This window comes from Mesorhizobium sp. M7A.F.Ca.US.006.01.1.1, assembly GCF_003997935.1.
Classification (GTDB): Bacteria; Pseudomonadota; Alphaproteobacteria; order Rhizobiales; family Rhizobiaceae; genus Mesorhizobium.
In genome coordinates this window covers 23590-35631 of the sequence record NZ_RZQL01000036.1, presented here as the reverse complement: position 1 = coordinate 35631, position 12042 = coordinate 23590, and the positions used below count along the sequence as shown (strand labels likewise).

The following is a 12042-nucleotide window of genomic DNA, read 5'->3' as shown; positions in this document are numbered from 1 at the left end:
GGATATAGGGAAACGACTTGTCGTCGCGCATCAGGACGTTGAATCGGGGCCGCAAGCGCTTGATAAGATTGGCTTCGAGCAGCAGCGCTTCGATCTCGGTGCGGGTGACGACGAACTCCATCGTCGACGTTTCGCGCACCATGCGGCCAATGCGGGTGGTGTGGAAGCGGCCTTGCGCGTAGTTGGTGACGCGTTTCTTCAGGCTGCGCGCCTTGCCGACATAGAGCACATCGCCGGCAGCGTTCATCATGCGGTAGACGCCGGGCGCGTTGGGCAACCGCTTGACCAGCGTCTGGATCACCTCGGCGCCGACCATGCCTTCCGCATCGCCGGCATGCGGCGTCCAGTCGATGGCGGTGAAGGCGACATCGGGACCGACGGTTTCAACGATCTCCTCGACCGCCTCGTCCTCGAGGCCGATATCGGGGGGCAGATCGTCGGCGCCGCCGCGCGGCTTGCTTTTGTGGTCTACGGGACTCATTCCGTCATGCCTGTCACATCGGGCGTCTGCCACGCAAGATGCTGGCCGCCATCAAGCACGATCATCTGGCCGGTGACCGAGCGCGCTTCCCAGAGATAGCGGATCGTGGCGCCGAATTCCGGCAATTCCGGGCCGCGCTTGAGGATCAAGCCATCGACCTGTGCGGCAAAATCGCTGTCGTCCTGACGCGTGTTCTTCAAGGTCGGCCCCGGACCGATGGCGTTGACGCGGATGCGGGGACCGAGCGCTTGCGCCATCATCTGGGTGGCCGTCCACAGCGTCGATTTGGACAGTGCATAGGAGAAGTAGCGCGGCGTCGGCCGCCAGACGCGCTGATCGATCATGTTGACGATCAGGCCCTCCTGCCCTGCCGGCAACGCCCGGGCGAAATTCTGCGCCAGGAGCGCGGGCGCTTTCACATGGACGGCAAAGTGCCGGTCCCAGGCCCGCCAGTCGAAATTCAGAACCGAATCGTCCTCGAACAGCGACGCATTGTTGACCAGCAGGGGAATCGGTCCGAGCGCTGCTTGCGCCTGGCCGACGAGATCACCAACGGCGTCCATATCGGTCAGGTCGGCGACGACCACGGCGGCGCGGCCACCACCGGCGATGATTTCGGCAGCCAACGCATCGGCCTCGGTGCGCGAGCGGTTGCAATGGATGGCGACGGCAAAACCGTGCGCGGCGAGATCCTCGACGATCGCCCTGCCGATCCGCCTGGCCCCGCCCGTCACCAGCGCCGTGACAGTGGCTTTGCTCATATGGTGTCAATCCTCAATTTCGGCCCGAAAAAGCAGTGCCGGCGAAATATGGCCCGGCATGCGTTAAATGGTGTTCGCACCTTGGGCAGCATTGTGGCGAAACGGCCGTTTGGGCATCCCGGCCCGCCCGGACTCAGGCGCGCCCGACCGCAATATAGGGTGCTGGAGTCCTTGCACCAAGCGGTGTGCAGCGCAGCACAGGATGGTTCCTGCCATTTCGCTGTTGCGAAGATGCAACGTCAAGGTTCTGCCTCATTTGCGCCGGGGAATGACCCAAGTTCAGGTTCGCTTCAGCCGCATTTTGACACGACATTTGGAACCGACGAACGCCAGATCCGTTTCACCCCCCGGACGGGTCGATGGCGATCGTGAGAAACAAGCCTGTGTCCTGTGGCTTAAGGAGTAAAGAACAATGCAAGCCAATCTCAAATTCGCACGGCCGCTGGCCGTTGCGCTCGGCCTCTTCGCCCTCAGCGGAACTGCCTATGCTGCTGACGTGGTTTCGGAAGAGCCGCCGGCACCTGCGCCGATCGCTGAGCTTCCGGTCGCTTCGTGGGCCGGCCCCTATGCCGGTCTCAACGTCGGCTATGGCTTCAGCGGCCATACCAAGGAAAAGGATCTGGGTGTTGACAATGTTGACGTCGGCACCAAGGGTTTCGTCGGCAGCGTCTTCGGCGGCTATCAGTGGCAGCAGGAGAACTTCGTCTACGGCGCTGAAGCCGAACTCGGCTACAACGGCGTCAAGGGCGACGAGGATGGCGTCAATTCCAAGGCCGGCTTCGAGGGTTCGTTGCGAGCCCGTCTCGGCTATGCCGTGACCCCGGAAATCCTGCTCTATGGCACCGGCGGTCTCGCCGGAAGAAGCCTGAAGGTCGAAGACGACGTATACGGTTCGGACCGCGCCACGTTGCTCGGCTGGACCGCCGGTCTCGGCACCGATATCAAGCTGACCGACAATGTCTTCGGCCGCGTCGAGTATCGCTACACCGACTTCGGCAGCAAGAGCTTCGACGGCATCGGCAAGGTCAAGGCCACCGACAACCGCGTCACCTTCGGCGTCGGTATGAAGTTCTAAGTCGTTCAAGCCACGACACGAAAAAGCCGGGCCTCGCGCCCGGCTTTTTTTATGCCCGCGTGATTTCCCGGGTAAATCTATTCGGGTAATGGACGATCAACCCGGAATGCAGGACTTCAGTTCTGGAAACTTCTCGTCGAAGCGTGCCGCCCACCGCGTCAGCCGGGCGCGACCCTTTTCCCATTTTCCGGCAAAGCGCAGCGAGAGATAGCCAAGGCAGGCGCGCAGCGCCATCTGGCCGGCGGTGATCTTTTTCGGCAGCTTCGGCGGGCTGGCGTTGAGCAGGTCGAGTGCCGCCGTGATCTTCGCCCACTGGCGATCGAGCCAGGACTGATAGACCATCTCCTCAGGCCGCGTGCGCCGTTCATAGACCATCGACAGCGCGCAGTCGCAAATGCCGTCGGCCAATGCTTCCAGCACTTCCGCCTCGAGCCGCTTGTCGGGATTGCGTGGAAAAAGCGCGCTCTTCGACAAACGGTTGAGATGCTGGGTGATGGCGCGACTGTCATGGATGGAGCGACCGTCGTCGAGCACCAGAACCGGAATCTTGCCGAGCGGGTTGGCGATCATCAAGTCGGCCGGCTTCTCCTCGGTCTTGATCGGCACCAGATCGACAGCGATGCCGGCATAGGCTGCCGCCATTCGTACCTTGGAACTGTAGGGAGAAGACGACGCATAGAGCAGTCTGGGCATGATCCGTTTCCTGTTTTGCAGGCCGGCAGTGTTGACCGATCGGGCGCGATCGGGCAATGGCCAGAAGCGGAAAAGCCAGCCGCCAGCGAGCGACGCATCGGCCAGGGCCGTTTAGCGAGCGCTCGATGAAGACGGTGCTTCATCACCATGGTCGCCGAGTCGCCAAGATTGCGCGAATCAGCCAGCCGACAGGCAAGATCGAAGAGCCTCGCGCCGATATTTCATCACGCGCATGAACGACACAAAAAAGGCCCCACCGGACTCCGCCCTATGGCGAAGTCCTGGGAGCTGCGAAAAGATATCCTCCGTCCGCCTCTGTTCTCGCCTTCCGACTGCCTAAACAACGAGCGGGGCGCCCTGTCAGGCACCCGCCCTTGACTGTTTCGGCACCGCCCCCGGCGAGGGAAGACGCGACTACTTCTTGCCGGCTTTCGCGGGCGCTGCCTTCGGCTTGGCCGCTGGTGCCGCCTTCTTCACCGGTGCTGAAGATTTCGCTGCCGCAGCCTTCTTTGCCGGAGCAGCCTTCGCAGCCGGCTTCTTGGCAGGAGCAGCCTTGGCAGCCGGTTTCTTGGCAGGCGCTGCCTTCTTCGCTGCGGGTTTCGCCGCGGCTTTCGCTGCAGGCTTCTTGGCCGGTGCCGCCTTCGCAGCCGGCTTTGCAGCTGCCTTGGCGGGTGCCGCCTTCTTCACTGCCGGTTTCGCCGCAGCTTTCGCTGCCGGCTTCTTGGCCGGTGCTGCTTTTGCCTTGGCCGCCGCGGCCTTCGGCTTGGCAGCGGGTGCTGCTTTCTTCACTGCAGCCGCGACCTTTGCCGTCGCTGCTTTTGCGGGTGCTTTCTTTGCCGGTGCCTTGGACGCCGGCGCTTTGGATGACTGCTTAGCCATGCGATGCCCCTTCCTTTGTGCCGACGGCCGTAATGACCCGGCGCGCTCATGCATATCTGACTCGCGGCTTGCTAGCCAGCGAAGCAATAGACTGATTTTCGCAGCTTAAATTTCGGTTACGATCGGCACATGATCGTGCTGATCGTCGCAGAAATTCACTTCTGATCTTCGACCATTGGCTAGAATGTGTCGCCGACATTCTCCACATTCCGCGGGACCGCTCCTCTCGTGAAGCTCCGAAGATCAGTGAACAGCTTTGCGTGTCGATCGTCGGCCACCGATATCATGACCGCCGCCTCATCGGTGCGATCATCTCGTGCATGCGGACGATCTATACTGCAATGCGACAGCCGGTCGATGCATCGTCTTGTCAAGCACGATCGCAGACCGGCTTCCTCGTGAATTGACAGACAACTCTACATGACAGAGTATTCTGTACAGCATGCGGGAGCACTTCAATGTCGATCGCACAGGAGCAAGCGGCGCTGCCGCCGTTCCAGATCACCAAGACGGTCCGCCACGGCGGCGGCATGGTTGTCCGCGGCCTCCGGCTTGGCTGCGCCGGAGCCAATCGATGAGTGCCGACGAAATCATCCACCAGAGCACTCGGCTCAGGATCATGGCCGCGCTGAGCATGCTGGAAAGGCGTCAAACGCTGGATTTCACCGGGCTGAAGGCAATCGTGGACGTCACCGACGGCAATCTCGGTGCGCATCTGGATACGCTGGCCAGGGCCGGTTATGTCGACATCGAAAAGCTGTTCGTCGGCCGCCGGCCGCAGACGCGCGTCAAGGCGACGACGAGCGGACGGCGCGCGTTCCGCGGCCACGCCGCATTCCTGCGCAAGATCCTTGATCAGGCCGAGGCGGCGCACAGGAAATAGCGTGGTGACTGGGCAATCCGCTCAGCGCGCGGCAACAACGGCAACGCCGGCGCCGATCATCACACCGCATGCCGCGCGGTTCACCCGGCGTACGATCCTTGGCGTGCGCAACAGGCTGCGGGCACGACCGGCGAGGACGACATGACCGCCGATCACCACCACTTCAACGGCCACGCTCACCATCATCAGCACACCGAGATGACCGGCGTCGAGCGATGCGCCGACGACGTTAGGCAACAGCGCAACGTAGAACAACGGCATTTTCGGATTGCCAAGATTGAGCGATGCCGGTGGCAAAAATCGTCAACAGCCCTCGCCGCCCTGAGACGGGTGGCAGTTCGGGCACGACGGGCGTGATATCGCTCTCGGGAGTCCAGCCTAGCCGGTTTGCCTGTCGGCGCCATCAGGAAAATCCAGAACCTGCGCGATGCGCATTTCCGTCACGGCTGATAGCCGAGGCATATGGCGCCGAGCGCGACGATGGCGCAGGCGCCGACCCGCCGCGGCGTCAGAATCTCGCCGAGGAACAGGCGTCCGATGAAGGCAGCGAAGACGACGCTTGTTTCGCGGATCGCGGTGATCGGACCTGCTGGTCCAAGGGCGAAGGCCGCGACCACGACACCGTAGGCCAGAAGCGCAAACAGGCCGCCGCCCAACGCCTTCCAGGTTTCCGGCGCATGCAGGTCGACTATGAGCCGGCCACGGCAGGCGACGAAGGCCGCCGGCAGCAACGCGCCGTAGATCAGCAGGACCCATGCGGTGTAAGCGCCAGCGTTTCCCGCCGCCCGAACGCCGAGCGCATCGACCGTCGCATAGGCGGCGATGATCGCTCCCGTTGCCAACGCATAGAATATCGATGTCGTGGCGGCCCTGCCCCGTCCGAGAGAAAGGCCCATGATGCCGCCAGCGACCAGCGCGACGCCGACGGTCTGCGGCAGCGTGAGCTGCTGGTTGGCCAGGAAGAACCCGCCCAGTGTGACAAGCAGCGGCACGCTGCCGCGAACGATCGGATAGACCTGCCCCAGTTCGCCATATCTGTAGGCGGCCACGAGAAACAAGCTGTAGCCAACCTGCAGACAGGCCGAGAGCACGATATAGGACCAGGCCGGCGCGGCCGGAAGGGCGTGGAAGAAGGCAAAGGGGATGGCGAGCGCCGTACTGGAAAAGCTCATGACGGTGACGGTCCACAACCTGTCGGCCCCCGTGCGCAGGAACGCGTTCCAGGTTGCGTGCAGGATCGCCGCAAACAATGCGAGCCCGATGACCAGCGGGCTCATTGCGGCCTGCGCGAAACAGCGACGATGCGCATGGCCGCCTTGCGGGCGTCGCGAATGGCGGCGTCGGCCTGCCCCATCTGCGCCAGCAAGGTCGCCCCTTCGATCAGCATAAGCAGTGTCGCCGCCACGCTCTCGGCGCGGCCGCGCGGCATCACCTCTTCGAGGATAGATCGCATGCGCCGCTTGAGGCCGTTCTTCTGCCTGACAACGGCCTTGAAAACCGGATGCCCGGGGTCGCCGAACTCGGCCAGCGCATGTGCGAACAGACAGCCATGGAAATCCGGGCTGCGGAACCAGCGTGCATGCCAGTCGAAGATTCTTCCGATTTTCTGTTCCGGCGGAATGCCCTCTTGAGCGAGCCGGTCGAGCTGGCGGTCGAAACGCATAGCGCGATAGTCAAGCACCTCGACGATCAGTTCGTCCTTGCTGGGGAAGTGACGATACATCGTCATCTTGGCCACATCGGCTTCGGCGATGATCCGGTCGATACCGGTGGCATGGAATCCGGCGCGCTTGAACAGCACGTAGGCCGTTTCAACGACGTGCTGGCGCTTATCGGAAACGGGCGATGACGTCATGGCGCATACCGAGTGGTGAGACAGGTCTGTCTCATATCTATGCGACGGATCGCGCCTGCTGTCAACGCGACACGAAAAACGCCTGCAGCCGATCAAGCCACAGGCGCGAAAGAGATTGGAAGGGGAACCGCGTTTAGCGCAGAATGCGGCAGCGGCCGTTGTAGACCATCCAGCGGTCGAAGCCCGAGACGCAGAATTCGACATTGTCGCCGATCGAGGCAAAGCCCTGACCTTCCTCGATCAGGTACCAGATGGTGCGATCGCGGCCGTCGGACAGGCTGACGGTGGCCCCGCAATAACGGCGACCGATCGGCCAGGTATCGTTGGCCGCCAGATAGCGATGCTGGTGAATGCGCCGGAAATCGGTGATCTGCACATCAGGCAGATGCGGCACGTGATGCACCTGATAGGAAAAGCGGCTGGTGATCTTGTTGAGTACCCATGGCTGACCGCAGACCCCGCTGTCATCATCGGAATAGACCGTAAGATCTGCGGCCTGCACGGTCTGGGTGACACCGAGAGGCGCGGCAAGCGGGGTGCAGAGCGAAATCAGGACGGCAAGGGCGGATTTGGCGAAGCGAGTCATGGCAGCCTCTCAAGGTCGATTGCACGCACTGTGCGGATTCGCTCGGCGGCGGTCAAGCGGTTGCGTTGACAATGGTTTCCCAGTTTGAAACTGCTTTTTGACCAAAGCCGAATTTGCACGGCGCCGGAATGGCTCAGGCACGTTCATGTCCGGACCAGAAGAGCGCGGTCCCGGGTCGTCGATGGGCCCGCCTCAAGCCTGCTCGCCGGCCAGCCATTCCAGCGACCAGTGCGCCGGCCGCCCCACCGCAAGCAGCCTGTGCAGGGCCGGCAGCAGCGTCCGCAGCTCGCCCTCCAGCGTGAACGGCGGGTTGACCACCAGCAGACCGCTGCCGTCGAGGCTGGGTTCCGAAGAGGCCGGCCTGATCTCGAATTCGATGTCGAGCAGCTTCGGGATGCCGGATTGCTTCAGCGCCCTGCGGAAAGCGATGATCGCCTTGCGGTCCTTGATTGGATACCAGAGCGCGTAGATGCCGCCGGGCCACCGCTTGTGCGCCCTTATGAGCCCGTCGACGAGGCGTTCGAACTCACCCGCTTCCTCGAATGGCGGATCGATGAGGACAAGGCCGCGCTTTTCCTTCGGTGGCAGATGGGCGCCGAGCGCCAGCCAGCCATCGAGTTCGATGATCCGGGCCTGGAAATCGCCGGCAAAGAACACCCTCAGCCTCGCGGCATCCTTGGGATGCAGCTCGATCGCCGTCAGCCTGTCCTGCTTGCGCATGAGATGGCGCGCGATCAACGGCGAGCCCGGGTATTTCTGGATGCCACCCTCGGGGTTGAGCGACCGTATTGTCTCCAGATAGGGCGCGAGCAGTGCTGCCACCGGCGCGCCAAACGGGGCATCGATCACCCTGCCGATGCCGCCTTGCCACTCACCCGTCTTCTGCGCTTCGAGCGACGACAGGTCGTAGCGGCCAATGCCGGCATGGGTGTCGACGACCCGAAACGCCTTGTCCTTCTGCTTCAGATACTCGAGCAAGCGCGTCAGCACGACATGCTTGACGACGTCGGCGAAATTCCCGGCATGATAGGCGTGGCGGTAATTCATGGTTTTGTGCCGTTATGCATGTCGTTGTCCCAAAACCGCTGCACACTTTGGGCGACATGCATCAGCCCCTGCCCCAGCGCGGCGGCGGTGGCTGCGAGTTCGGATTTTCCGGCCGGCCGCCTCGAGTGCGCAAGGTCAGCAAAAATCCGATCAGGCCGATCGCCATCAGCGCGAAGCCGGCCGGCCGCGCACGGCTGTCGATCTCGCCGACGCCGGAGCGCAAGATGAGATCGACCGACCGCATCGGTATGTCGTCGGCATCACCCGGCCCGACGGTGAAGATGTAGGGACCCGGGCTGACGGTCGCGATCACGCCGGCCTCGTCGCGAAAGATCTTGTCGGGCAGTTGCGGGCTGGCCTGGCGAGGATTGTCGGAATGGTTGAACTGCAGGGTCGAGGCGAGCACCGTGCGGCCATTGCTTGCAGCGGTCAGCGTCAGCACGGTGCGCTGCTGCGAAACGATGCGCTCTGCTCTTGCGGTCAGGTCGACCAGCACCCGCACCGGCGCATCGCGGCCGGAGAGCGGCACCGTCAGCGGCTTGAAGCGGCCTTGCTCATAAACCCGCCAGGTGCCGATCTCATGGCCGGAGAAATTGCTCATCGCCCAGGGATAGCCGACACCGATGCCGGCGCCGGCGAGCAGGATCAGGACAAACAGAAAGCGCATTCACATCACCACATTCCATCGTGACCTTGCCAATAGCGCCCCGACGATCAAAAGGCGATGGCCAGCCGAGTCGCCACCCCAGGTGATCGAGCTAGACGTGCGCAAGCAACAACCCGGTGGCGGCGTGGCCGCGCAACAATGCGGGGTTCTACCTATGCGCTTAAAATTCGTTGCCGAAATGACCGCTCCTATGAAATGAACACGCGCATGCGCTTTTCGGCGAAATGGGTCATCGGCGCGCCTTGCGAACCAAAGGCCTTGATGCGCAAAGACCATGAACAATGGTATCAAAAGAGGATGAAGTCAAAATTCGTCCTTGTGAATGGATTTGCCTACAAGTCTTTAGCCCTTGCCCTTCTTCCCACTATAGCCAGCTGCGGCGTGCCTACGATAGGTCAAGCCCTGTGGTATGAGTATTCGCACGCGGGAATTTACATTTGCACTCCGAGCGGTTTTGGGCAGCAATCTCATTGCTATCTGAAATTTTCGCCCTGAATTGCACAACCTCTCATTCATGGCGATCCTTGCTGCCAAACGCTGATTCGACATAACGAACAGCTTGTGGCGCCGACTGCCAGCGGCCCGACCCAATATCCTGATTTAAAATGAGGAACTGCCCTGGACATCTCCTGGTTCAGCTTCGAGGCTGATGCCGGCCCGTGATTAACCATTCGCAAATAGATATGATTAAGAAATTGCTAATTTAGTTGACTATGATTTCCACAGGTATATTTTCGATGCGTTGGGATGTGCAATTTGGGCGAGCAATCGACGATGGTGACACCGGGCGTGTGATCGCGATTTCGGGGCGCAGAGAATGCTGAGCGGCAGCACGGAAGTTGTGTAGTCGCACCAGCTTCGCGAAAGCCAAAGAACAATTGACGCACATCAGTGATGGCGGTTCCGCAGATGCGGAGGTTTGCCACGTTCGGAGGAACGTGGCCGGGCGATGCTTTGTCCCGGCCCGGCGGTAGCGTGTGCGTGTGAGGAAAGCATGAGTAAGCTTGTCAAGGTTCTGAAACTGGAATCCGGCAGCCAAAGGGGCGCCAACCAAAGCCGACGACGTGCCCTTGTCGCCGGAGGAGCGGGATTTTTAGGATCGCATCTGTGCGAACGTCTGTTGCGGGACGGATACGACGTTGTCGCGCTGGACAATTTCCACACCGGCAAAAGATACAATCTCAGTACCCTTCTGCGCAATCCGAGCTTCAGCTGCATCGAGCACGACATCGTCGATGCACTGCCTTCGGACCTTCAATGCGACGAGATCTACAATCTCGCCTGCCCCGCCTCTCCGCCGCACTATCAGGCAGATCCGATCCACACCTTCAAAACAAGCGTGCTTGGATCGCTGAACCTTCTGGAACTCGCGCGACAGAACAAGGCCAAGATATTCCAGGCCTCTACGTCCGAAGTCTATGGCGATCCCTTCGTGCATCCACAGCCCGAGAGCTACTTCGGCAACGTCAACACGCACGGACCGCGTTCCTGCTACGATGAAGGCAAGCGCTCGGCCGAAACCCTGTTCTTCGATTATTCGAGAACCTATGGCCTCGATATCCGTGTCGCCCGCATTTTCAACACCTACGGTCGCCGCATGCAGCCCGACGATGGGCGAGTGGTTTCGAACTTCATCGTCCAGGCGCTGCGCGGCGAGGACCTGACCGTCTATGGCAGCGGCCAGCAGACGCGTTCCTTCTGCTATGCCGACGACCTGATCGAGGGCTTTATCCGGCTGATGAACGCGCCGATTGCGCCCGCCCACCCGGTCAATCTCGGCAACCCTGCCGAATTCACCATCATGGAACTGGCGACGCTGGTCGTCGATTACACCAACGCCCGGTCGAAGATCGTGCATCGGCCGCTGCCCGTCGACGACCCCAGGCAGCGCAAGCCGGACATCTCCTTTGCCAAGGCCAATCTCGGCTGGGAGCCGAAAATCAGCTTGAACCAGGGGCTCGCGCGTACCGTCGAGTATTTTGATACCCTGCTTTACGGAAATCATATCGCCAGAGGAGCTGCCGCTTCATGAGCCGGCCGGCAGTCCTGGTGACGGGTGGAGCCGGTTTCATCGGCAGCCACACCTGCAAGCAGCTGGCCGCCGCCGGCTACATGCCGGTGGTTTTCGACAATCTGAGCCGCGGCAATGAGAGATCCGTCGGCTGGGGGCCGCTTGTCGTCGGCGATATCCGGGATCGGGATGCACTGCGGCGGGCGATGGAAACGCACCGGCCGACGGCCGTGATCCATTTTGCAGCGCTGGCCTATGTCGGGGAGTCCGTTCGCGAGCCGGCCGAATATTATTCGACCAATGTGACAGGCACCATCGCGGTGCTCGATGCCGCACGCGCGAGTTCGATCAAAAACATCATCTTCTCCAGCAGTTGTGCGACCTACGGCGTGCCGGAAGCGTTGCCGGTTCGCGAGACCTCCTCGCAAAATCCGATCAGCCCCTATGGGCGCTCCAAGCTGATGGGTGAACAGATCATCGGCGACTATGCATCCGCGTATGGAATGAAATTTGCGATCCTGCGCTATTTCAACGCTTGTGGCGCCGATCCCGACGGCGAGCTCGGTGAGTGGCATTCGCCGGAAACCCATCTGGTTCCCAGGGTGCTCATGGCCGCATCGGGCATCATCGACGCGATCGAGGTTTTCGGCACTGACTACGACACGTCGGACGGCACCTGCGTAAGGGATTATATCCACGTCACAGATCTGGCCCGTGCCCACCTGAAAGCGCTCATGCATCTCGAGGGTGGCGGGCGAAGCCTTGCGGTCAATCTCGGCACCGGGCGGGGCGTCTCCATCAAGGAGATTGTCAAGGCGGTCGGCCGAATGACGTCGAGGCCGGTTCCGGCAGTGTTCAGGAGCCGACGCCCCGGAGATCCGGCGGAGCTCTACGCCGACCCGGGAAGCGCACGCGAACATCTTGGCTTTGTGCCGGAGCTTTCAGACATCGACACGATTGTCAGGACGGCCGCTCCCTTTTTCGGACTGAAGACCAAGCCAATGAAACTGCCGCCAGCCAGGGCGGCAGCGTCGGTGGTCTCTCGACGGGTCAGAGATAGCGGGGGTGACAGCTCGCGCGCTGGCCAAATCCGCTAGGGCTGCA

General features: G+C 61.7%; 13 protein-coding genes and 1 pseudogene. 4 read left to right on the top strand and 10 right to left on the bottom strand.

Translation table 11 applies throughout. From position 1 onward, the window contains the following. The coding region (locus tag EN943_RS09345; protein ID WP_164778130.1) for a GIY-YIG nuclease family protein at positions 1-481 on the bottom strand (481 nt) is incomplete at its 3' end. Beyond that, positions 478-1242, bottom strand: coding sequence for an SDR family oxidoreductase (locus EN943_RS09340; RefSeq protein WP_127412360.1), 765 nt, complete (start codon positions 1240-1242; stop codon positions 478-480). The genes EN943_RS09345 and EN943_RS09340, both read right to left, overlap by 4 nt. 412 nt (positions 1243-1654) lie before the next feature. On the opposite strand from EN943_RS09340, the gene EN943_RS09335 reads away from it, so the two are divergent. Then, complete coding sequence (locus EN943_RS09335) at positions 1655-2317, top strand: outer membrane protein (RefSeq protein ID WP_127412359.1); 663 nt, start codon at positions 1655-1657, stop codon at positions 2315-2317. Positions 2318-2413: 96 nt separating this feature from the next. On the opposite strand, the gene EN943_RS09330 is transcribed toward EN943_RS09335, so the two are convergent. Further along, on the bottom strand, positions 2414-3010 hold the full coding sequence (locus EN943_RS09330; RefSeq protein ID WP_127412358.1) for a glutathione S-transferase family protein: 597 nt from the start codon (positions 3008-3010) through the stop codon (positions 2414-2416). Positions 3011-3424: 414 nt separating this feature from the next. Next, positions 3425-3889: a hypothetical protein gene (locus EN943_RS09325; RefSeq protein WP_024504297.1), complete on the bottom strand. Its 465-nt coding sequence runs from the start codon at positions 3887-3889 to the stop codon at positions 3425-3427. 574 nt (positions 3890-4463) lie between these two features. On the opposite strand from EN943_RS09325, the gene EN943_RS09315 reads away from it, so the two are divergent. Then, positions 4464-4772, top strand: coding sequence for a transcriptional regulator (locus tag EN943_RS09315; RefSeq protein WP_127412356.1), 309 nt, complete (start codon positions 4464-4466; stop codon positions 4770-4772). Positions 4773-4793: 21 nt separating this feature from the next. Here the strand turns inward: EN943_RS09315 and EN943_RS09310 are convergent. The 6 genes and pseudogenes from EN943_RS09310 to EN943_RS09285 all read right to left on the bottom strand — a co-directional run. Further along, a pseudogene (locus tag EN943_RS09310) lies at positions 4794-5124 on the bottom strand (LysE family transporter); the annotation flags it as partial. 88 nt (positions 5125-5212) lie between these two features. Further along, a complete protein-coding gene (locus EN943_RS09305; protein WP_127412355.1) occupies positions 5213-6049 on the bottom strand; it encodes a DMT family transporter in 837 nt (278 codons plus the stop codon). Then, positions 6046-6627 (bottom strand): TetR/AcrR family transcriptional regulator, encoded by a 582-nt coding sequence (locus EN943_RS09300; RefSeq protein WP_127412354.1) that lies wholly within the window; start codon positions 6625-6627, stop codon positions 6046-6048. The genes EN943_RS09305 and EN943_RS09300 overlap by 4 nt, the downstream gene beginning before the upstream one ends. Positions 6628-6760: 133 nt before the next feature. Then, on the bottom strand, positions 6761-7213 hold the full coding sequence (locus EN943_RS09295) for a hypothetical protein (RefSeq protein WP_127412353.1): 453 nt from the start codon (positions 7211-7213) through the stop codon (positions 6761-6763). A gap of 192 nt (positions 7214-7405) precedes the next feature. Further along, positions 7406-8260, bottom strand: a complete 855-nt coding sequence (locus EN943_RS09290; protein ID WP_127412352.1) for a 23S rRNA (adenine(2030)-N(6))-methyltransferase RlmJ — start codon at positions 8258-8260, stop codon at positions 7406-7408. Between the two features lie 61 nt (positions 8261-8321). Beyond that, positions 8322-8927: a hypothetical protein gene (locus EN943_RS09285; RefSeq protein WP_127412351.1), complete on the bottom strand. Its 606-nt coding sequence runs from the start codon at positions 8925-8927 to the stop codon at positions 8322-8324. Between the two features lie 994 nt (positions 8928-9921). Here EN943_RS09285 and EN943_RS09280 point away from each other — a divergent pair. Together EN943_RS09280 and galE are read left to right on the top strand one after the other, a co-directional pair. Continuing rightward, complete coding sequence (locus EN943_RS09280; protein WP_127412350.1) at positions 9922-10959, top strand: UDP-glucuronic acid decarboxylase family protein; 1038 nt, start codon at positions 9922-9924, stop codon at positions 10957-10959. After that, positions 10956-12035 carry a UDP-glucose 4-epimerase GalE gene (gene galE, locus EN943_RS09275; RefSeq protein WP_127412349.1) on the top strand — a complete coding sequence of 360 codons (1080 nt, stop codon included), beginning with the start codon at positions 10956-10958 and terminating at the stop codon, positions 12033-12035. The genes EN943_RS09280 and galE overlap by 4 nt, the downstream gene beginning before the upstream one ends. Positions 12036-12042 lie beyond the last annotated feature (7 nt).

Bases quoted from the DNA above. Each gene is read 5' to 3' on its own strand.
- EN943_RS09330 (WP_127412358.1), bottom strand. From the start codon at position 3,010: ATGCCCAGACTGCTCTATGCGTCGTCTTCTCCCTACAGTTCCAAGGTA.
- EN943_RS09315 (WP_127412356.1), top strand. From the start codon at position 4,464: ATGAGTGCCGACGAAATCATCCACCAGAGCACTCGGCTCAGGATCATG.
- EN943_RS09305 (WP_127412355.1), bottom strand. From the start codon at position 6,049: ATGAGCCCGCTGGTCATCGGGCTCGCATTGTTTGCGGCGATCCTGCAC.
- EN943_RS09325 (WP_024504297.1), bottom strand. From the start codon at position 3,889: ATGGCTAAGCAGTCATCCAAAGCGCCGGCGTCCAAGGCACCGGCAAAG.
- galE (WP_127412349.1), top strand. From the start codon at position 10,956: ATGAGCCGGCCGGCAGTCCTGGTGACGGGTGGAGCCGGTTTCATCGGC.
- EN943_RS09290 (WP_127412352.1), bottom strand. From the start codon at position 8,260: ATGAATTACCGCCACGCCTATCATGCCGGGAATTTCGCCGACGTCGTC.
- EN943_RS09335 (WP_127412359.1), top strand. From the start codon at position 1,655: ATGCAAGCCAATCTCAAATTCGCACGGCCGCTGGCCGTTGCGCTCGGC.
- EN943_RS09340 (WP_127412360.1), bottom strand. From the start codon at position 1,242: ATGAGCAAAGCCACTGTCACGGCGCTGGTGACGGGCGGGGCCAGGCGG.
- EN943_RS09280 (WP_127412350.1), top strand. From the start codon at position 9,922: ATGAGTAAGCTTGTCAAGGTTCTGAAACTGGAATCCGGCAGCCAAAGG.
- EN943_RS09285 (WP_127412351.1), bottom strand. From the start codon at position 8,927: ATGCGCTTTCTGTTTGTCCTGATCCTGCTCGCCGGCGCCGGCATCGGT.
- EN943_RS09295 (WP_127412353.1), bottom strand. From the start codon at position 7,213: ATGACTCGCTTCGCCAAATCCGCCCTTGCCGTCCTGATTTCGCTCTGC.
- EN943_RS09300 (WP_127412354.1), bottom strand. From the start codon at position 6,627: ATGACGTCATCGCCCGTTTCCGATAAGCGCCAGCACGTCGTTGAAACG.